Genomic DNA, 20898 nt, shown 5'->3' with positions numbered 1-20898 from the left:
TTTTAGCCTCTTTTTTGTTATCCGTCAAATTCTATTTCATCATCGCCGTTCCCTCCATTTCCTCGGTCCCTTCCGTTTCTTTCGTTCTGAGGTTGGTTAAATCGGTATAAAAATGATAATGTAATTTGTCGTTCACGAAATTGAAACTCACTCTCCGTAAAAACATTTTCCGTTCTAGTTTCCGTTCTTCTCTTCCTAGAATTAAATAGGTCGCTAACATTTAAAGAAAGTGTAGCTTTATCCTTTATAACATCTTTGCTGAACGCCAAATTTGTGGATAGTATTCCTTTATTTACATTTTGGGCATCAATACGTCTTCCCCTATAAAAAAGATTGGATTGAAAATCGATCGCTCCAGGTAGTGGCAGTTTAGCGCTTAAACGCGTAAACCAGGTAAAGTTATCGGCATCAAAATTTTGTATTACTTCTTCATTTTGAAAATCAATGAACGAGAAATCCCCTCTTAATTGTTGTTGAAAAAGATTTAGGTTCCACGTAAATCGCCAATTTTTCTTTGGGGTATAAGTGGTTGTCAACTCCCCACCATAACGTGTGTCAGTTGCCAAATTAATTGGGGTTCTAACTTGTATGGGCACTAAAATGGGTTCTAGGGGATTATTGGGGTTTTCGATTTCCACAAAATTTCCGGTTTCCTGTGTAATAAATTGAAACACCCCTGTTGAACGGTTATAGTAGGCAGAGGTGGTAAAGGTTAGCTTATCCCATCTTTTTAAATAACCAAAATCAAATGCATTGGTATACGTTGGATTTAAATCTGGGTTGCCTTGAAACAGGTTGGTATTACTGGAACGTGAAGGAAATGGATTGATAAACCTAGACCTTGGCCTTCTAAGTCTACGACTGTAACTAATAGTCAATTGTTCCATTTCTGAAAATTCATAGCCCAAAAACAAAGAGGGGAACCAATCCACATAATCTTTATCTGAGTTTTCATCAGTTTCCACCAATTCAATTCCAATATCTGAAGCTTCCATTCGCAAACCACCAAGAATGCTGAATTTCTTTAATTTGGTTCCTATTTGTGTGTATGCGGCATTAACATATTCCCGGTAGTTTAGCTCATTGCTAAAGTCTGGGTCAACATTTAAAGTGCCGTTTGCATTTAGAATGCCAAAATCAAAATCGGTATTAAAATTGTTGAAAGTGCCCCGATATCCCAATTCAAATTGTGATTGATTATCCTTACCAAAAGGTAATACGTAATCAAATTGCACTAATTGGTTAATTTGACTTTCGTCATTGATGGTCTGTTCTGTTGGCAAAACGATATTCTCACCAAGGATTACTTCATCAATGATAGAATTTTCAAAATCTGCTCCCTTGGAATACTGGTAATCCATGGTCAATACATGTCCATCCTTTTTAAACTTCTTCTCATAATTCAAGGAATACTGCACATTTTCATCTTCTTCATCTTCCAGGGTAAATCTGTTTCGTTGGATAGTAGGATTTCTAAGGGCATCAAAATTGAAAAAATCCACATCAACCGTATTTTCACCATTTGTTTTTCGATAAACAAAAGAATTGGTAATGCTACTGTTTTCAGAAAGGAAAAGTTCAAAACCAAAATTGGTATTGAATCCATCTCGTTCTCGCTGATATTCTCTAAACTCATCTTGAAAACTATCGGTAGAGCCATCATCATTAAAATTCTCTTGAAGAAATTGCGCATTTCCGGGAGCATTTCTATAGCGGTATGTGGTATTTGAAAAAATATTAAAGTTTTCCCTTCTCAAGTTTAGACTTAATGCCCCACCAAAATTGTCTGGGTTTCCGGCAAAGACGTTGACAGAACCATTTAATCCAGCAGTTTTACTTTGTTTAAGAATAATGTTTAAGATTCCTGCGGTACCTTCGGCATCGTACCGAGCGGATGGGTTTGTGATAACTTCCACTTTTTCAATGGCTTCGGCTGGTAGTTGTTGTAATGCATCTGGGCTAAGTCCAGAAAGTGCAGAAGGTTTACCGTTTATAAGTATGCGTACACTTTCATTACCTCTTAAACTTATATTGCCTTCAACATCGACGGTCACGGATGGTACATTGTCCAGAACATCTGTTACCGAACCACCTTTTACCGTTAAATCACTTCCTACGTTATAGACTTTCTTGTCCAAACGCAATTCAACTGTTGTACGTTCGCCCACAACTTCTACATCTTCAAGTTGTTCTACATCAATAGATAATTGAATAGTGCCCAAATCTGTACTAGTTCTTATGGCTTGCGCTTTGACCTCGTATGTTGTGTAAGAAATATATTCTATGCGAATATTGTAAACTCCTGGAAAGGTTTCTACCTCGAACATACCAAGGGCATCTGCAATGCCGCCAGTTATTCTTTCTGGGCTTTTAGTACGTTGGAGTATTAAAGTAGCATATTCTAGAGGTTGACCCGTATCTGCATCTATTACTTTTCCCGTAATTTTTATTGGATCTGGTCGGTTGCCCTGTCCTTGTGGTCTTTGTGCAATTGTTGTTATTGTATTCAGCAGTAAAAAGGACAGTAGCAGTTTCTTCATATCATTCTTTGGATTTCTTCTTTTTCTTTTTCTTCTTTTTAGTCTTTTTGGTATTGAACCTATTCTCTTGAAGCTCTTGGAATGCATCGAACTTATCCTCTGGTAAGCCAGATTTTAACTCTTCATTCTGGTTGGCCACTATTTTTTGCAATTCTTCTTGCATTTTGGGTGGATCCAAATTCAATATTCTTAGCTCCATTCTTTTCCGAACGGAATTTATCAAAGTTGTCCTCACTACTGCCTCTTCAAATGGGTTTAATCCTATGGACTCCGTTATAGAGGGCATACGCTCATCAACAAGTTCTTCTGCTGTAAGTGGATCTTCCTTTTTAGGTGTTTCTTGGGCTTGAGGCAACGTACTTTGTCTTCTGCCATACCCATTATTTCCATATCTATTTCCATATTGAGCCTCTAAAGTTGGCATTGAAAATAGTCCTATTAAGAGCGTGAATAAAATGATGGTCTGTGTGTTTTTCATGATTGTATTCAAAATGTATGATTTTAAAATTAGATCAAGGTTTAACCTAGTTTGGTTAAATATATGTTAAATAGATTTCTATCTATGTTCTTGAATGCAAAACCCTTGCCATTTTTTGGCGCAGTTACACTATTTTATTTATTTCTTCGGAAGGCCTGCCTATTACTGCATCATTTCCATTGATAACAATAGGACGTTCTATTAGTTTAGGGTTTTCAACCATTGCATCAATGATTTCATTTTCTGAAAGCGTTTTCCCTTTATACTTTTCTTTCCAAATGGCTTCATTTTTACGAACCAGTTCCATGGCAGGAATACCCAATTGTTTGATTATTGTTTTTAGCTCATCATGTATAGGGACATTTTCTAAGTATAGAACTACTTCAAAATCTTTCCCAGACTTTTCTAAAACGTCCAGACCTTCACGCGATTTTCTACATCTTGGATTATGGTAAATTTTAATCATATCTATATCTTAAATTTATTCTTCACGTTGCCCCATCATCATAAGGAACGCTTTTAAAAATGAATCTATTTCTCCATCCATAACGGCATCAACATTACCAGTTTCATGGCTTGTACGTACATCCTTTACCAATTTATATGGATGCATTACGTAATTACGGATTTGAGAACCCCATTCAATTTTCATTTTTGTGGATTCAATTTCGGCTCTTGCTTCCTGCTTTTTCCTTAGCTCTATTTCGTACAGCTGGGATTTTAGCATTTTCATTGCAGTGGCCCTGTTGTCGTGTTGAGACCTTGAATCTGAGCATGAGATTTGTATTCCTGTAGGTTTGTGCACTAACTGCACTTTAGTTTCTACTTTGTTCACATTTTGCCCACCGGCACCGCTAGAACGGGCTGTGGTAATCTCTATATCTGCAGGGTTCACATCAATTTCAATGGTATCATCCACTAAAGGATATACATATACTGAAGCAAAGGAAGTGTGTCGTTTTGCATTACTGTCAAAGGGAGAGATACGCACCAACCGGTGCACTCCATTCTCACCTTTTAACCAACCAAAAGCAAATTCCCCTTCAATTTCCAACGTAACCGTTTTAATACCGGCAACATCTCCTTCTTGATAGTTGAGTTCTTTTACCTTATAACCGTTCTTTTCACTCCACATAAGGTACATTCGCATGAGCATGGCTGCCCAATCACAACTCTCCGTACCACCGGCACCAGCAGTTATTTGCAATACAGCAGTGAGTTCATCACCTTCATCTGACAGCATATTCTTGAATTCCAGATTCTCAATGATAAGAATTGCTTTGTCATATTGTTGGTTTACTTCTTCTTCAGAAACTTCCCCAGCGTCTTGGAATTCCATTAAAACTTCTAAATCTCCAACAAGGGATTTGGCAGAATTGAAATCTTCAACCCACCTTTTTTTAGATTTAAGAACTTGCATTTGAACTTGGGCCTGCTGTGGATTGTCCCAGAATCCCGGAGCTATGGTTTTCTCCTCTTCGTTCTCTATTTCAATAAGTTTGGCATCAATGTCAAAGATACCTCCTTAACGCACCAAGGCGCTCTATAAGATCTTTTTGCTGATCTGTAGTAACCATAAAATTAAATTTCAAGCAAAAATAGTATTTCAATGCTGTGGAGCAACGAAATTTATATAATTTTAGCTACAACTATTCTGATATGAAAAAATACTTTTTTTACGTTTTGCCCATTGTCTTCACGGCCACCTTTTTAAATGCCCAGAGTTTTGATAAAATCAAGGACTATCAAATGTTCAATGGCTACTTCAATTTTTATTATGATGATACTTCTGATAAGATTTTCTTAGAGGTGGATGAGCTGGAAAAGGAATTCTTGTACGTGTACTCATTAAGCAGTGGGATTGGCAGTAATGATATAGGTTTGGATAGGGGCCAATTGGGAAATGAGCAAGTGGTTTACTTTAAGAAAGCAGGTGCTAAATTGCTTTTGATTCAGCCCAATTTAAAATTTAGAGCGCTCACGAATAATGAACTTGAACGTAAGTCAGTGCAACAAGCGTTTGCAAAGTCTGTACTACATGGATTTAAGATTGAAGAGGAATCCAAAGGAAAGTATTTAATAGATGTCACCGATTTTTTAATGCGTGATGCCCATGGCGTTTCAGCTAGGTTAAAGCAAACAAAACAAGGCTCTTATAGTTTGGATAAATCTAAAAGCGCTTGGGCTTTTGAAAGGACGAAAGCTTTCCCTAAAAATGTGGAATTCGATATCACCCTAACTTTTAGTGGAACTCCTGAGGGAAATAATATTCGTTCCGTTACACCAAATGCTAGTTTGGTAACCGTGGCGCAACATCATTCGTTAATCGAATTACCGGATGATGATTACAAAAAAAGAGCATTTGACCCGCGTTGTGGTTCCTATCCATTTTCATATTATGATTATGCAACTCCGGTTCAAGAACCAATATTAAAGCGTTTTGTAACAAGACACCGTTTAGAGAAAAAGAATCCGGGCGCTGCCACAAGTGAAGCGGTTGAACCTATTGTTTATTATTTGGATAATGGAACCCCAGAGCCCGTTCGTTCTGCTTTACTGGATGGTGGTAGATGGTGGAACCAAGCTTTTGAAGCTATCGGTTATAAGGATGCGTTTCAACTTAAAGTTTTGCCAGACGATGCCGACCCAATGGATGTCAGGTACAATGTGATTCAATGGGTGCACCGTTCTACAAGAGGATGGAGTTATGGCAGTAGTATTACCGATCCACGAACTGGTGAAATAATTAAGGGACATGTTAGTCTGGGGAGTTTACGAATCCGACAAGATTTTTTAATAGCCCAAGCGTTAATGAATAAGCCTTTTGCTGAACGAGATGATAATTACCAGCCCATGTTAGAAATGGCGTTGGCAAGGATTCGTCAGCTTTCCGCACATGAAATAGGACACACTCTTGGTTTTGCCCACAATTTTGCGGCAAGTACAAATGGTAGGGCCTCAGTAATGGATTATCCACACCCACAATTTGAACTTAATGGAAATACTATTGATTTCTCCAATGCGTACGATACTGGCATAGGCGTTTGGGATAAAGTAACTGTTGCTTACTCATATTCAGATTTCCCAAGCGGTACAAATGAAAAAGAGGGCTTAAATGCTATTTTGAAAAAAGCGCAAACAGACGGACTACGCTATATATCTGATCAAGACGCGCGCCCGCAGGGTGGAGCACATGCCTTGGCACATTTATGGGATAATGGTAGGAATGCATCTCAAGAATTGGAAAGCGTATTAAAGATTAGAAAGACAGCTATAGATAACTTCTCCATTGATAATGTGCGCACAGGAGAACCAAACTCAGTGCTCGAGGATGTTTTTGCTCCCTTGTATTTTTTTCATAGATATCAAACAGAGGCCGTTTCAAAATTGATTGGGGGATTGGATTATAATTACTCCATAAAAGGAGACGGACAACGTACCGTTTATTCAATTAGTGAAGCAACCCAAGAAAATGCCTTAAAATCTATTCTAAGGACTTTAAACGCTGAAGAAGTGGCCATTCCGAAAGAGAAATTAAATTTGTTCCCACCTAGAGCTATAGGTTATGGTCGTTCCAGAGAATCCTTTAAAGGTAGGACAGGAATTAGTTTCGATGCTTTATCTGCTGCGGAAACTTCTGCTGATATGACCTTAGGGTTACTATTGCACCCAGAGCGTGCTTCTAGATTGATACAGCAGAAGAGCATGGATAAGGACCAACTTGGACTAGAGAGTGTTTTAAGCAAATTAGTTGAAAACACTATAGAGGAAAACCATAAAGATGCTTATTTAAACGAAGTGCAGCAAACTATTAATTTCAGGGTACTGTACCATATTATGAATCTAGCAGCGCATAAGGAAGTACACCCTCAGGTAAATGCAATTGCCAATGAAGGATTAAAAGTATTGAGAAGCTCGCTTTTGGTCAATGGGAAAAACGCTATTTCTTCGGAAATGGTTAGAAGAATAGATGCTTTTCTAAGCAAACCTTCTGCATTTAAAGTTATTCCAGTTCCTAAAATTCCGGATGGATCACCTATAGGAATGGATTGTATGAATTAATTTCCAATCGTAAATGAAAATCAACTTAATAAGTGATACGGTCACCGTACCGACCCCTGGTATGTTGAATGCCATGATGACTGCCAAAGTAGGAGATGATGTTTTTAAAAATGACCCAAGTGTAAATGCACTGGAAGAAAAAGTAGCTGATTTTTTTGGAATGGAAGCTGCATTATTTTTTCCAAGTGGTACCATGGCCAATCAAGCTGCTATTAAACTACATACCCAACCGGGAGAACAGTTAATCTGTGATAAATATGCCCATGTATATAATTATGAAGGGGGAGGGGTCAGTTTTAATAGTGGAGTGTCCTGTAGGTTAGTGGATGGTGCTAGAGGAATGATGACGGTTGATCAAGTGGAGCAATCCATAAACCCTCCAGATTTCTATCATAGTCCTTTAACCTCTTTAGTTTGTATTGAAAATACAACAAACAAGGGTGGTGGAGCCTGTTGGGATTTCCAAGAACTAAAAAAGATTAAAAAAGTTTGTGAGGATAATGGGCTAAACTACCATTTAGATGGCGCTCGTATTTGGAATGCATTAGTAGCAAAGAACGAGGATGCCAAGGCATACGGAAGCTTATTTGACTCTATAAGTGTTTGTTTAAGCAAAGGCCTTGGTTGCCCAGTAGGTTCGGTACTGCTTGGAAGTAAAGAATTTATTGACAATGCCCTACGCGTAAGAAAGGTGTTGGGAGGCGGCATGCGACAATCTGGTTTTTTGGCTGCTGCTGGAATTTATGCTTTGGATAACCATATAGATAGGCTTCGCGAAGACCATGGAAAGGCAAAAGAAATAGGCAAGGTGTTGGAAGCGATGGAATGTATTAAAAAAGTGGAGCCAATTGAGACCAATATCATCATTTTTGAGTTAGATGAGACAAAAATATCCGCAGAAACCTTTCTGGGTAAACTGGAAGAAAACCATATCTCCATTATTGGTATGGGGCAAGGAAAACTGCGTATTGTAACCCACTTGGATTATACCCAAGAAATGCACGCACATTTCTTGAAAGTGTTGAAGACTTTAGGGCAATAGGGCTATTTAAATAGCGAATCCATCCCTGGAATATTTGGCATACCATCTTTGGCAACAGCTGCCAATTCAGCTTCGTTAACGTTGGTTGCCTTTTCAATGGCTTTGTTCAGGCTAAGAACCAGATAATCTTCCAGTTGTTCCTTATCTTTCATTAGCGAATCATCAATTTCTATTGATTTAATTTCCCTATTAGCTGTTAGGGTAACTTTCAATTTTCCATCTGAGGATGTTTCATCAATCAAAACCGTATTTAAACGTTCTTTAGTAGCCTTCACTTTTTCTTGGGTTTCCTTTAATTTTCCCATCATTCCCATAATATCTCCAAACATCCTATTTTCTGTTTATAGTTTTAACGATTCAAAAGTAGTAATTTGGCACAAATCAAAAACTATGAAGCACTTAGTTTTAAGAAGTACTTTTTTCATTTTATACCTTACTTTTGCCGCCTCTTGTCAAAATATCAAAGAAGAACCTATGAGTGCTCAACATCCAGTTGCAAAAAAGATTCCTACACAACTTGAAAAACATGGTGACGTTAGAATAGACGATTACTATTGGATGAACGATAGGGAAAACCAGGATGTTTTAGATTATTTAAATGCGGAAAACGAGTACTACGCTAAAATGACCTCTCACACCAAGAAGTTTCAAGAAGCGCTTTTTCAAGAGATGAAATCCAGAATAAAAGAGGATGATTCTTCTGTTCCTTATAAATACAATGGCTATTGGTACATCACCAAATATGAAACCGGTCAGGAGTATCCAATTTATTCAAGGAAAAAAGAAGGCTTGGACGCGGAGGATGAGTTGATGTTCAATTGTAACGAATTGGCTAAAGACCATGAGTATTATAACCTACGCGGAATTTCAATTAGTCCGGATAATACAATGGCTTCCTTTGCGGTGGACACTGTTTCCCGTAGACAATATGATATTCAAATTAAAAATTTAATAACAGGAGAAGTTTATCCAGATAAAATTGAGAATACTACAGGCAGTTCTGTTTGGGGCAATGATGGCAAAACATTGTTTTATGCTAAAAAAGACCCTGTTACATTGCGTTCAGACAAAATTTACAGACATGAACTGGGAACCCCATCATCTGATGACAAGCTTATTTTTCATGAAAAAGACTCCACGTTCAACACCTTTGTATACAAGACAAAATCCAGAAAATTCATAGTGATAGGTTCAGTAAGTACACTTACTTCAGAGTACCAAATTTTGAGCGCGGATGACCCTGAGGGGGATTTTAAGGTTTTCTCAGCCAGAGAAAGAGGATTGGAATATTCAATTGCACATTATAATGGAAATTTCTATGTCCTTACCAATAAAGATGGTGCTACCAATTTTAAATTGATGAAAACTTCTGATGAAAACACCTCTTCTAAAGATTGGGAGGAGTTTATTCCGCATCGGGAAGATGTGTTATTGGAAGATGTGGATATATTCAAGGACTACTATGTACTTTCAGAAAGAGAAAATGGACTTAATAAGCTAAAAATTTCTCGTTGGGATGCAACGGATAGTTATCATTTACCTTTTGAAAGCGAAACCTATGTAGCTGGTACATCTGTTAATCTGGACTTTGACACAAAAGAACTCCGCTATTATTACAACGAAATGGGCGCCCCGTATGCAATCATTGATTTTAATATGGAAAACAAATCTCAAAAGACTCTAAAAGAGCTGGAAGTTTTAGGAGGTAAGTTTGATAAAACCAATTACCGTACAGAACGGTTATGGGCCACTGCACGGGATGGGGCAAAAGTTCCAATTTCATTGGTTTATCATAAGAATACAAGTTTGGATGGAACCAGCCCATTACTACAATATGCCTATGGCTCTTATGGAAGTACTATTGACCCTTATTTTTCATCAGTTCGGTTAAGCCTATTGGACAGAGGGTTTATTTATGCTATTGCCCATGTAAGAGGAGGGGAGTATTTGGGGAGACCATGGTATGAAGATGGAAAGTTGTTACAAAAGAAAAATACATTTACCGATTTTATTGATTGCTCAAAATTCTTAATTAAAAAAGAATACACAAGTGCGGACCACTTGTATGCCAGCGGTGGTTCGGCAGGAGGGCTTTTAATGGGAGCTATTGTAAATATGGCTCCAGAGCTGTATAATGGCGTCATTGCAGCTGTATCGTTTGTTGATGTGGTCACAACCATGTTAGACAATTCAATTCCTTTAACAACCGGAGAATATGATGAATGGGGGAATCCCGGGGATAAGGAATATTATGAATACATGAAATCATACTCTCCGTATGATAATGTTATGGCAAAAGATTATCCCAACATGTATGTTTCCACTGGTCTACACGATTCGCAAGTGCAATATTGGGAACCAGCTAAATGGGTAGCCAAAATTAGAGAATATAAAACAGACAATAACGTTCTGTTTCTGGATACGAATATGGAAGCAGGGCACGGAGGTGCATCTGGGCGTTTTGAATCCTTAAAGGAAACAGCAAAAGAATATGCATTTATTCTTGATTTGGAAGGCAAAATGCCTTAAAATAAAAAATGTTATTTTTGCACCGAATAAATTTTGAGACAATCTAAATTTGTTCCTTACCTATAACCAGTTATGAGAAAACAGATAAATGCGTACAGCAATATCCTTGATTTAATTGGAAACACCCCCTTGGTTAGGCTAAATAAGATTGCAGAACCGCTTACAGGAAATTTCTACGGTAAAATAGAATCCTTTAACCCAGGACACTCTTCTAAAGATAGAATCGCCTCTTATATTATTGATGAGGCCGAGCGTAAAGGGATTCTTAAACCTGGAAGTACTATTATAGAGACTACATCTGGGAATACAGGTTTTAGCCTGGCCATGGTTAGTATTGTAAAAGGGTATAAATGTATTTTGGCAGTAAGCTCAAAATCGTCTCCTGATAAAATTGACATGCTTCGCTCAATGGGAGCCAAAGTATACGTTTGTCCTGCTCATGTCAGTGCGGATGACCCAAGGTCATATTATGAGGTTGCTAAGCGCTTACATAACGAAACCAGCAATTCTATATACATCAATCAATACTTTAATGAGCTGAATATAGAAGCTCATTATAAGACCACAGGCCCAGAAATTTGGAATCAGACCAATGGAGCTATTACACATTTAGTGGCTTGTAGTGGCACTGGAGGTACTATTTCTGGAATTGCTCGCTACTTAAAGGAGCAGAATCCAGATGTAAAAGTATTAGGGGTTGATGCTTATGGTTCTGTATTAAAAAAATATCACGAAACAGGCGAGTTTGACCATAATGAGGTCTATCCATACAGAATTGAAGGCTTAGGGAAGAATTTGATTCCTACAGCAACCGATTTTAACTGTATTGACCGCTATATTAAAGTAACGGATGCTGAAAGTGCACATATGGCTAGAAAAATAGCTCATACTGAAGGTATGTTTGTTGGTTATACAAGTGGTGCGGCAATGCAAGCACTTTATCAACTAAATACAGAAGGAGAATTCTCTGAAGATAGTAATGTTGTGGTTATCTTTCCAGATCATGGTTCAAGATATATGAGCAAGGTGTACAGCAATGAGTGGATGGAAAATCAAGGGTTTTTTGACACCAAAAATGCAGAGACACCAGAAAAAATAGAATATATCAAGTAAACAAATACTTGACAATGTAAATGACTGAACGGCAATGGAAACCATTGCCGTTTTTTTATATACGGAATTCATTACGTAAGGTTGGCATAAAATCTATATTTTTGCACTTGAAACAATTTTGAGGTAGATGAGAGATTTATTTGATAGAATCATTGAAAATAAAGGTCCTTTGGGAAAATGGGCATCACAAGCAGAAGGTTATTTTGTGTTTCCAAAATTAGAAGGTCCTATCTCCAATAGAATGAAATTCCAAGGTAAAGATGTTATTACATGGAGTATCAATGACTATTTGGGACTTGCAAATCTACCTGAAGTCAAAAAAGTTGATGGCGATGCTGCCCATGAACATGGTTCAGCCTACCCTATGGGCGCACGTATGATGAGTGGACATACAGATTTCCATGAGCAATTGGAGCAAGAGCTGGCTGCTTTCGTAAATAAAGAATCCTCCTATCTATTAAATTTTGGATACCAGGGATTCATGTCCGTAATTGATGCGTTGGTTTCAAAGGACGATATCATTGTATATGATGTGGATTGTCATGCATGTATTATTGATGGGGTTCGTTTGCACATGGGTAAACGTTTTACTTTCAAACATAATAATGTTGAGAGTTTAGAGAAAAACCTAGAGAGAGCAACAAAAATGGCTACGGAAACCGGCGGAGGAATACTTGTTATTTCTGAAGGTGTTTTTGGAATGCGAGGAGAGCAAGGGATACTTAAAGAAATTGTTGCACTAAAGAGTAAATTTAAATTTAGATTACTTGTTGATGATGCTCATGGTTTTGGTACTCTTGGTAAAAGAGGAGCAGGAGCAGGAGAGGAGCAAGGAATTCAAGATGATATTGATGTCTATTTGGCAACCTTTGCCAAGTCAATGGCAAGTATAGGTGCTTTCGTTGCAGCGGATAAAGAGATAATAGAATATCTAAAGTATAATCTAAGATCTCAAATGTTTGCCAAATCGCTTCCAATGGTCTACGTAAAAGGAGCGCTTAAACGTCTAGACATGTTACGCACCATGCCACAACTTAAGGCAAAACTTTGGGAGAATGTAAATGCATTGCAAAATGGTCTGAAAAATCGTGGTTTTGATATTGGAACCACTACCAGTTGTGTTACCCCTGTATATTTAAATGGAAGTATTCCTGAAGCCATGGCTTTGGTAAAGGATCTTCGAGAAAACTACGGAATATTCTGTTCTATCGTAGTTTACCCTGTAATACCCAAAGGATTGATTTTACTACGTATGATTCCAACGGCAACACATACCATGGAAGATATAGAAGTAACTTTAGAAGCGTTCTCTGGTATTCGTGAACGATTGGAAAACGGCACCTACAAGAGGCTTTCTGCAGCTGTTGCCGCGGCCATGGGAGAATAATCGGTTACAGCGCTTTTCTGTACGTTCTTCTTCGTTTATGGGTAACTGGGTCAAAATGTTTCCAAATCTGTCGTATAGCAGTGTTTTCTTCTAGTTCTGGAGTTCTAATACAGTTAAGTACACCTCTTTTAAGGAAGGTTTTATAATATTCGTTAAAAATTACTGCCGTTACCCCCCTGTTTTGATAATCCGGATGAATACCAATTAGGTAAAAAATAACATCTTTGCTATGTTTTCGGGCTTTTAAGAGGTGGAATACCCCAGTTGGAAACAATTTTCCCTTTGCTTTTTGCAATGCCTCGGAAAACGAAGGCATAACAATGGCAAATGCAACCAATTCATCTTGTTCGTCAACTACAAATTTTATATACTCAGGATTTATAAAACTGATGTATTTCTTTTTAAAATATTCCTTTTGTACATCTGTGATTTTCACAAAAGAGGCAAGGCTGGCGTATGAGTTGTTGAATAGATCAAACATTTTATCTACCCAAGGCATTATTTCTTTACTATTAGTGAAATTAAGCTCCCTAAGTTTATATCTTTTTTTGATCAATAAGTTGGCTTTGGAAAATATCTTTGGGTCGGCATTGGTAAATGGGAACTTATTTTCCAAATACCCTTTTTCCTTTACAAAACCGTGTTTTTCATAGTGGGATTGGTAATATGGGTAGTTATACCAGGTAATCATGTTCCCTATATGGTCAAACCCTTCTGTTAAAACGCCCACCTTATCCAAATTAGAAAAACCAACCGGTCCTTCCATATATTCAAGCTGTTGTTCCTTTCCAATTTCCGCTACTTTTTCTAATAAAGCTTTGGAAACTTCAAAATCATCTATAAAATCGAACCAACCAAACCTCATTTTTTTTAGTTGTTGTTCGTTTACTTCTATCCAATTTATGATGGCTGCAACTCTGCCTACCAACTCACCACCCTTGTAGGCCAGAAAATAAGAAGCTTCGGCATTTTGGAAAACAGGGTTTTTGTCTGCGTCAAAAGACTCTAATTCATCTTTGATAATGGGAGGTACCCAATATTGGGAATCTTTATATAACGAAAATGGAAACTTTACAAATTGTTTTAAATCCGCTTTGGACTGAGCTTGCTTTATGGTGACCATACATTATTTTTTGTAAGGCCAATATTAGGAATATTCTAAACAGAAGAAAAATGATACATGTAAAACTTAAAAGTCTATTTTATCTTTTTTCTTTTTGTTCTTTTTCTTTTGTTTTTTCTTAGCCGAATTTTTACGGATTTTTCCATTCTGCCCACCTTTTTGATCTTCAATGGCCACTAGCTTATCCTTGTGAAGATCTAATCGATACGAAAAACCTAATACTGCGAAAATACGGGAAGGCGAGTTCTTGAAATTAGAGCCTAAATGAAAATCCGCCTGAAAGTTTGGATTAAACAAGTAGGCCACACCTGAGCGCAATAAAATATCCGAATAACGATCGCTCTTGAATCCTTGGTTTTCAATAAAAACACTCCATTTGGGATCTTTAAATGAATGTGAAAGTGAAACCGCATAGCTTAGTTCTGGAAAATCTGTACCAATTCTATCATATGCGATATTTGAGATTAACACAAACCGTGGTGAAAGTCTACTTTGAGTTGCAATAGCCACTCTGGGTGATACTGTTGGGTCGCCTACATAAAATGGATTCTCTCCCAAGTTAAAAGTAGCACCGGCATAAATAGAAACTGCAGGAATTAGATTCTTCCATTGAAAAACATTGTTGGCTCGCCAGCTATAAAGATTGGGTTTATTGTTTTCTGGGTTTTTAAAAGGATCAAAAATTAAATATTTTAACCCTAATCTATTTCTAGAAAAATCCGTCCTGGTCTCATCCGTACCTAAATCCGTAAAAGTTATATTTTGGTTTATAAAGGTTCCTTCATAGTTAATTTCCAATGTTTCAAAGAGCAATCCGTATCTAATGGAAAAATCTGCACCAAAAATATTTGAATCGGAATTTTGTGATGCATTGTCCTGTTGTTCATAGACAAGTCCAACTTCTGCTTGCACTACGTTTCTCCCTACAGCGTAGGCACTTACTGCCCTACCAGGTCTGTTAGAGTTTATAACATCTGTATACTGCGCATTTGAAAAAAAAGGAACAAAACAAAGGACAAAAAGGGTTTTCTTTATACTACGGAGATGCATATAACTGATTTTAATACTATTTTAAGATACTTTCGGGTCTTTTAAAAGACTAACAATGTAATTTTGATGCAATAGCTAATGTTATATGGTTTTACTACAAACGATTTTAATACTTGTATTAGTATACTACGCAGTTAAAATGCTTCTTAAATGGATAGCACCCAGACTGCTTAATTACGCTATGAGGAAAACCCAAGAACGCTTTGGGCAACAATTTGGTAACTATCAGGATTTTGGAAATAAACCTGATAATGAAGGAAAACCTACAGCTTCTAAAAAAACATTTAGAAAACCTAATCCTTCAAAAAAAGTTGGAGAATATATAGATTTTGAAGAAATTGACTAATATTTGTCTTTTCAAAATCAATCCATGAATCTTTCTCCAAAAGCCGTTATCACCAATATTTGTGTAATTGCTTTATTCATTCTAGCCTCACTGATATACTTTTACCCGGTACTTCAGGGCAAAGCGATTTTTCAATCGGATATTGCCCAATACAAAGGTATGTCCAAGGAACGCAATGACTATAAGGAATTAACGGGTGAGGAATCTTATTGGACCAATAGTGCTTTTGGAGGTATGCCCACGTATCAGTTAGGAGCCAACTACCCTCATGATTATATTAAAAAATTAGATAGACTGATCCGGTTTCTGCCAAGACCGGCGGATTATCTCTTTTTGTATTTGATAGGTTTTTACGTTTTAATGCTCTGCCTAAAGGTTGAATACCGATTGGCGGTACTTGGCGCTTTGGCTTTCGGTTTTTCCACATATCTCATTATTATTCTTGGTGTGGGGCATAATGCAAAGGCACATGCACTGGGTTATATTCCAATGGTTTTAGGGGGTATTGTTCTGGTTTTTAGAAAGAAGTATTTATTGGGATTTGTTCTCACAGCTTTAGCAATGGCACTGGAAATTAATGCCAACCATTACCAGATGACCTATTATTTTATGTTGCTGGTTCTGGTCTTGGGACTGGTGTATCTAATTTATGCCATAAAAGATAAAAAACTTAAGCACTACTTTATCTCTGTTGGAATTTTGATTGCCGCTGTAGCCCTATCCATAGCTACAAACGCAACGGGCTTAATGGCCACTAAAGAATATGCAGATTGGAGTACACGGGGAAAATCTGAATTAACCATAAATCCTGATGGAAGTCCAAAAGCGGCTCAAAATGGACTTGATAAAGAATATATTACGCAATACAGTTATGGTATTGCGGAGTCATTAAACTTATTTGCACCTCGGTTGTTTGGAGGTTCGGGAAATGAAGATTTAGGGAAAAAATCTAAAGCATATGAATACCTAACAGGACAGGGGCTTACACCAACAAAAGCATTGGAATTTTCAGGAGGAATGCCATTATATTGGGGAAATCAACCGATAGTGGCTGGACCGGCATATGTTGGAGCAATTATAATCTTTTTGTTTGTTCTGGGTTTATTTATGGTCAAAGGCAAAAAGAAATGGTGGTTGTTAACAGGGGCTATACTGGCACTGTTATTGTCCTGGGGAAAAAATATCCCGGCATTGACCAATTTTATGATTGACTATTTTCCGCTATATAATAAGTTCCGTGCGGTATCATCAATCCAAGTAGTTTTGGAATTATGTCTCCCTGTTTTGGGTATTTTGGGAGTACGGGAGCTATTTAAATCCAAAGTAGGTAAACCAAAAAAACTGACAGCACTCAAACTTAGTTTTTTTATAACCCTAGGCTTGGGTGTATTCATATTTTTACTAAAAGGATTCTTTGATTTTGATGGGTTAAGGGATGAAACTTATAGAGGCTACTTTGGAGATGAGTTAATGACGATGATTCAAAGAGATAGGGAAGCAGTTTATGTAAGTGACACCATTAGATCGTTAATCTTTGTTTTGCTGACAGCTGTAGCGCTATGGTTCTTTATAAAGGAAAAAATTGGTAAAAACTTGATCACTCTGCTTTTGGGAGCATTGATTTTGTTTGACTTGATAGGAGTGAACCTCCGTTATGTAAACAAAAGTGATTTTGTTCGCCAAAGAAATGTGAACTCACCTTTTCAAGCCAGCCAGATAGACGAGCTAATCAAGAAGGACAATTCCATATTCCGGGTTTTTGATCCTCAAGAAGGACTAAATGGAGCCAGGACCTCCTATTTTCACAAATCGATTGGTGGATACCATGCAGCAAAACCAAGACTGCTTCAGGATTTGTTTGAACATCATTTATATCAAAACAACATCGAGGTATTGAACATGTTGAATGTAAAATATATCATTCAACAAGACGAAGAAGGTAACAGTTTCCCGGCGGTCAATGATAATACCAATGGGAATGCATGGTTTGTGGAGCGATTGGCCTTTGTTAAATCTGCAAATGATGAAATCCAAGGATTGAAGGAGTTTGATTCTAAAAAGGAAGCGGTAATCAATACAGCCATATATCCGACAGTTACAAAATCCAATTATGTTGTGGATTCCATAGCATCAATCCAATTGTTGGATTATCGCCCTAACTATATTAAATACCAATCTGTAAATACCAATGATGGTTTTGCCATATTTTCTGAGATGCATTATCCAACTGGCTGGAATGCCTTTATTGACGGAAAGCTAGAGCCGCACTACAAGGCTAACTACGCGCTACGGGGAATAAAAGTACCAGCGGGTCAGCATGAGATTGAATTTAAATTTGAACCTGAAGTAATTCAAACAGGGAGCAAAATAGCACTGGGTAGTTCTATTTTGTTAGGACTTATTATTGTTGGCGGGCTTGGATTTTCACTTATACCCAAGAAATCAAAAAGTAAATCTTAATGCGAAAGGTTTTGGTCATAACATACTATTGGCCACCCGCAGGTGGACCGGGAGTACAGAGATGGCTGAAATTTGTAAAATATTTAAGGGATTTTAATATAGAACCCATTGTATATATTCCCCAAAACCCAAGTTACCCCATTACTGATAAAAACTTGGTACATGAAGTCCCGGAAGGTGTTCAAATACTAAAGCAGCCTATAAAAGAACCTTATACTTGGGCCTCCTTAGTATCTAAAAAAAAGACCCAAACCATAAGTTCAGGTATTATTCAGGAAAAAAAGCCATCCACTGTTGAGAAATTATTGCTTTGGATCAGAGGAAATTTGTTTATCCCGGATGCCCGTAAGTTTTGGATAAAACCATCCGTAAAATATCTTTCGAGAGTTATTGAAAAGCAAGGTATTGAGACGATAATCACAACAGGACCTCCTCATAGCTTACATTTGATTGGGCTTAGACTAAAAGAAAAGCATCAAATACAATGGATTACCGATTTTAGGGATCCATGGACTTCTATTGGCTATCACAAGAAATTAAGATTGTCAAAGTCCTCGAAAAGAAAGCACAAAGCTTTGGAGAGGAGCGTGCTGAATGCTACGGATAAAATTGTGGTTACAAGTGACACAACTAAAAGGGAGTTTGAACAAATTACAAATAAGCCCATACAAGTCATTACCAACGGGTATGATGAAATTCTTGATGCGGTTTCGTTGGACTCAGGTTTCACTATTTCTCATATTGGTTCTTTGCTTACCGGTAGAAATCCAATTGCATTATGGCAAGCCTTGAAAGAATTGATTGAAGGAGACGAAACTTTTAAAAACCATCTGAAAATTCAATTGGCGGGAGTAGTGGGGGAAGAGGTTTTAGAAACTATTCGTACATATGGTTTGGATTCGTATGTGGAGTACTTAGGTTATCTCTCCCATGAAAAAGTATTGCAAGTACAGCAAAAATCGCAAGTACTTTTGTTGCTAGAAATTGATTCAGAGGAAACCAAAGGAATTATTCCAGGAAAGTTGTTTGAGTATCTAAACGCAAAGCGACCAATTTTAGCCATTGGCCCCAATGAATGGGAAGCAGGTAACATTGTGCTGGAAACCAGTTCCGGTAAGGTATGCAAGCAAAGTGACAAGACTGCTTTAAAAAATGTACTTTTAGAATGGTTTGGTAAATATAAAAAAGGAACGTTACATTTTAATTCTAAAGGAATTGAAATGTACCACAGAAAAGAACTGACCAAAGCATTGGCAAATTTCATTCAATGGGAATCGTCTTAAAGCAGTCTTTAAAAAACATAACTATTACCTATTTAGGGTTTGCTTTTGGAGCGATAAATACTTTGTTTCTCTACATAAAAATTTTACCGGATCAATACTATGGCCTTGTTACTTTTATTTTGGCCTCCGGTGCCATTCTAATGCCTTTGATGGCTTTTGGTGTGCATAACACCATGGTGAAATTTTACAGCAATTATCAAGATTCCGAAAAGGATAGCTTTTTGACTTTGATGTTGTTGACACCCCTGCTGGGCATTTTACCCTTGGCTATTTTCACATTTCTATTTCAAGAGCAGTTGGGCGTTATGATTTCACAAGTAAACCCCATGGTAAAAGACTATGTCTGGTACATTTTTTTGGTGGCATTATCCATGGGTTATTTTGAAGTATTTTACTCTTGGTGCAAAGTACATTTGAAGTCGGTATTTGGTAACTTTATGAAAGAAGTTTTTGGGCGTATTGGAGTTTCCTTTTTACTACTGCTATTGTATTTTGATGTAATCTCTTTAGACCTATTTTTTAAATGTTTGGTTGGTCTTTATCTATTGCGGACTGGGATCATTAAGTTATACGCATATAGCATTCGTTTTCCTAAGTTTAATTTGAATTTCCCGTCTAATACCAAGGAAATTCTTGTCTATACTTTTTTGATTATTCTGGGGGGCTCTGCTGCCTTAATCTTACTGGAAATAGATAAGGTAATGCTCAATCAGTTTATTAAAATTGAAAATGTGGCTTACTATGGGGTAGCAGTCTATATTGCTACGGTAATTATTGTCCCATCTAGGGCCATGCACCAAATTACCTACCCCTTGACCGCGGAATTGCTGAACTCTGGCAATCACTTTGCATTGGAAACTTTGTACAAAAAGACTTCTTTGACCTTGTTTATCGCTTCTGGAATATTGTTCGTTTTGATTGTTCTTAATTTAGATCAATTATACAAATTACTCCCAGAATCTTATAGAAATGGTTTTACCATTGTTTTTCTTATTGGTTTGGCAAAGGTGTTTGATTCTATGTTAGGGAACAATAATTCAATTTTGTTCAATTCAAAATATTATAAAACAGTATTGGTCTTTGGTATATGTCTGGCATTAGTGACTATTGTTTTAAACTTAATTTTAATACCCAGGTTGGGATTGGAAGGTGCAGCTCTTGCCAGCTTTATCTCCATCTTTATTTTTAATCTGGTAAAACTGGTTTTCGTAAAATTAAAGTTTGGTTTTTTGCCTTTCACAAGAGCTACTTTTAAAGTTTTCACCACGCTGATTTTATTGGGTATATTATTTCATCTTTTACAATTTTCATTTCACCCAATTATAAATATCATCTTAAAGTCCGCATTAATTGTGTTGATGTATTTGGGTATTTTATATCGTTTTGAAATTTCTGAAGATGTCTCTGGAATACTTTCCAAATGGCTCAAAAGAAAAACCCCGTAGCGGATAAATCCAACTACGGGGTAAACAACTAACCAACCTA

The 20898-nt window shown here is 37.2% G+C and carries 16 protein-coding genes; 9 read left to right on the top strand and 7 right to left on the bottom strand.

What is annotated here, in order from left to right; translation table 11 throughout:
* Nucleotides 1-17: 17 nt before the first annotated feature.
* The 4 genes from LV704_RS19140 to prfB all read right to left on the bottom strand — a co-directional run bounded on the left by LV704_RS19140 (nucleotide 18) and on the right by prfB (nucleotide 4595).
* Nucleotides 18-2540 carry a TonB-dependent receptor domain-containing protein gene (locus LV704_RS19140; protein WP_163422080.1) on the bottom strand — a complete coding sequence of 841 codons (2523 nt, stop codon included), beginning with the start codon at nucleotides 2538-2540 and terminating at the stop codon, nucleotides 18-20.
* A 1-nt stretch (nucleotide 2541) separates the two neighbouring features.
* Nucleotides 2542-3018 carry a hypothetical protein gene (locus LV704_RS19135; RefSeq protein ID WP_163422081.1) on the bottom strand — a complete coding sequence of 159 codons (477 nt, stop codon included), beginning with the start codon at nucleotides 3016-3018 and terminating at the stop codon, nucleotides 2542-2544.
* Nucleotides 3019-3142: 124 nt separating this feature from the next.
* Complete coding sequence (arsC, locus tag LV704_RS19130) at nucleotides 3143-3484, bottom strand: arsenate reductase (glutaredoxin) (protein ID WP_163422082.1); 342 nt, start codon at nucleotides 3482-3484, stop codon at nucleotides 3143-3145.
* 15 nt (nucleotides 3485-3499) lie between these two features.
* Nucleotides 3500-4595 (bottom strand): peptide chain release factor 2 gene (gene prfB, locus LV704_RS19125; protein WP_163422083.1). Its coding sequence is split into 2 segments (ribosomal slippage): nucleotides 3500-4531 and nucleotides 4533-4595, totalling 1095 coding nucleotides; the frame shifts between segments, so codons are not numbered across the junction.
* An 82-nt stretch (nucleotides 4596-4677) separates the two neighbouring features.
* Here prfB and LV704_RS19120 point away from each other — a divergent pair.
* Nucleotides 4678-7080 carry a zinc-dependent metalloprotease gene (locus LV704_RS19120; RefSeq protein WP_163422084.1) on the top strand — a complete coding sequence of 801 codons (2403 nt, stop codon included), beginning with the start codon at nucleotides 4678-4680 and terminating at the stop codon, nucleotides 7078-7080.
* Nucleotides 7081-7093: 13 nt separating this feature from the next.
* Nucleotides 7094-8122 carry a low specificity L-threonine aldolase gene (locus LV704_RS19115; RefSeq protein ID WP_163422085.1) on the top strand — a complete coding sequence of 343 codons (1029 nt, stop codon included), beginning with the start codon at nucleotides 7094-7096 and terminating at the stop codon, nucleotides 8120-8122.
* A gap of 2 nt (nucleotides 8123-8124) precedes the next feature.
* Here the strand turns inward: LV704_RS19115 and LV704_RS19110 are convergent, their stop codons facing one another.
* Complete coding sequence (locus LV704_RS19110; protein WP_163422086.1) at nucleotides 8125-8451, bottom strand: YbaB/EbfC family nucleoid-associated protein; 327 nt, start codon at nucleotides 8449-8451, stop codon at nucleotides 8125-8127.
* Nucleotides 8452-8512: 61 nt separating this feature from the next.
* On the opposite strand from LV704_RS19110, the gene LV704_RS19105 reads away from it, so the two are divergent.
* From LV704_RS19105 to LV704_RS19095, 3 genes are all read left to right on the top strand, one after another.
* Nucleotides 8513-10651, top strand: a complete 2139-nt coding sequence (locus tag LV704_RS19105) for a S9 family peptidase (protein WP_163422087.1) — start codon at nucleotides 8513-8515, stop codon at nucleotides 10649-10651.
* Between the two features lie 72 nt (nucleotides 10652-10723).
* Nucleotides 10724-11764 (top strand): PLP-dependent cysteine synthase family protein, encoded by a 1041-nt coding sequence (locus LV704_RS19100; protein ID WP_163422088.1) that lies wholly within the window; start codon nucleotides 10724-10726, stop codon nucleotides 11762-11764.
* 127 nt (nucleotides 11765-11891) lie between these two features.
* Nucleotides 11892-13151, top strand: coding sequence for an aminotransferase class I/II-fold pyridoxal phosphate-dependent enzyme (locus LV704_RS19095; protein ID WP_163422089.1), 1260 nt, complete (start codon nucleotides 11892-11894; stop codon nucleotides 13149-13151).
* Nucleotides 13152-13155: 4 nt separating this feature from the next.
* On the opposite strand, the gene LV704_RS19090 is transcribed toward LV704_RS19095, so the two are convergent.
* Together LV704_RS19090 and LV704_RS19085 are read right to left on the bottom strand one after the other, a co-directional pair.
* Entirely contained in the window at nucleotides 13156-14274 is a 1119-nt protein-coding gene (locus LV704_RS19090; protein WP_163422090.1) for a GTP cyclohydrolase, read from the bottom strand.
* Between the two features lie 66 nt (nucleotides 14275-14340).
* Nucleotides 14341-15324: a transporter gene (locus LV704_RS19085; RefSeq protein WP_163422091.1), complete on the bottom strand. Its 984-nt coding sequence runs from the start codon at nucleotides 15322-15324 to the stop codon at nucleotides 14341-14343.
* A gap of 85 nt (nucleotides 15325-15409) precedes the next feature.
* On the opposite strand from LV704_RS19085, the gene LV704_RS20090 reads away from it, so the two are divergent.
* From LV704_RS20090 to LV704_RS19065, 4 genes are read left to right on the top strand one after another with little or no spacing between them, the layout of a single operon-like run.
* Nucleotides 15410-15670, top strand: coding sequence for a DUF4834 family protein (locus LV704_RS20090; protein WP_163422092.1), 261 nt, complete (start codon nucleotides 15410-15412; stop codon nucleotides 15668-15670).
* 24 nt (nucleotides 15671-15694) lie between these two features.
* Nucleotides 15695-18130: a YfhO family protein gene (locus LV704_RS19075; RefSeq protein WP_163422093.1), complete on the top strand. Its 2436-nt coding sequence runs from the start codon at nucleotides 15695-15697 to the stop codon at nucleotides 18128-18130.
* Nucleotides 18130-19413 (top strand): glycosyltransferase family 4 protein, encoded by a 1284-nt coding sequence (locus LV704_RS19070; RefSeq protein ID WP_163422094.1) that lies wholly within the window; start codon nucleotides 18130-18132, stop codon nucleotides 19411-19413. Before LV704_RS19075 ends, LV704_RS19070 begins: the two co-directional genes overlap by 1 nt.
* A complete protein-coding gene (locus LV704_RS19065) occupies nucleotides 19398-20858 on the top strand; it encodes a polysaccharide biosynthesis C-terminal domain-containing protein (protein WP_163422095.1) in 1461 nt (486 codons plus the stop codon). The genes LV704_RS19070 and LV704_RS19065 overlap by 16 nt, the downstream gene beginning before the upstream one ends.
* Nucleotides 20859-20898: the final 40 nt, after the last annotated feature.

The sequence above is a fragment of the Flagellimonas sp. CMM7 genome, assembly GCF_021390195.1.
Lineage (GTDB): Bacteria > Bacteroidota > Bacteroidia > Flavobacteriales > Flavobacteriaceae > Flagellimonas.
The sequence above is the reverse complement of the archived record's forward strand: the minus strand, read 5'-3'. Positions and strand labels throughout refer to the sequence as shown.

Coding starts and splice junctions, on each gene's coding strand:
- LV704_RS19140 (WP_163422080.1), bottom strand. CDS start 2,540: ATGAAGAAACTGCTACTGTCCTTTTTACTGCTGAATACAATAACAACA.
- LV704_RS19135 (WP_163422081.1), bottom strand. CDS start 3,018: ATGAAAAACACACAGACCATCATTTTATTCACGCTCTTAATAGGACTA.
- arsC (WP_163422082.1), bottom strand. CDS start 3,484: ATGATTAAAATTTACCATAATCCAAGATGTAGAAAATCGCGTGAAGGT.
- LV704_RS19120 (WP_163422084.1), top strand. CDS start 4,678: ATGAAAAAATACTTTTTTTACGTTTTGCCCATTGTCTTCACGGCCACC.
- LV704_RS19115 (WP_163422085.1), top strand. CDS start 7,094: ATGAAAATCAACTTAATAAGTGATACGGTCACCGTACCGACCCCTGGT.
- LV704_RS19110 (WP_163422086.1), bottom strand. CDS start 8,451: ATGTTTGGAGATATTATGGGAATGATGGGAAAATTAAAGGAAACCCAA.
- LV704_RS19105 (WP_163422087.1), top strand. CDS start 8,513: ATGAAGCACTTAGTTTTAAGAAGTACTTTTTTCATTTTATACCTTACT.
- LV704_RS19100 (WP_163422088.1), top strand. CDS start 10,724: ATGAGAAAACAGATAAATGCGTACAGCAATATCCTTGATTTAATTGGA.
- LV704_RS19095 (WP_163422089.1), top strand. CDS start 11,892: ATGAGAGATTTATTTGATAGAATCATTGAAAATAAAGGTCCTTTGGGA.
- LV704_RS19090 (WP_163422090.1), bottom strand. CDS start 14,274: ATGGTCACCATAAAGCAAGCTCAGTCCAAAGCGGATTTAAAACAATTT.
- LV704_RS19085 (WP_163422091.1), bottom strand. CDS start 15,324: ATGCATCTCCGTAGTATAAAGAAAACCCTTTTTGTCCTTTGTTTTGTT.
- LV704_RS20090 (WP_163422092.1), top strand. CDS start 15,410: ATGGTTTTACTACAAACGATTTTAATACTTGTATTAGTATACTACGCA.
- LV704_RS19075 (WP_163422093.1), top strand. CDS start 15,695: ATGAATCTTTCTCCAAAAGCCGTTATCACCAATATTTGTGTAATTGCT.
- LV704_RS19070 (WP_163422094.1), top strand. CDS start 18,130: ATGCGAAAGGTTTTGGTCATAACATACTATTGGCCACCCGCAGGTGGA.
- LV704_RS19065 (WP_163422095.1), top strand. CDS start 19,398: ATGGGAATCGTCTTAAAGCAGTCTTTAAAAAACATAACTATTACCTAT.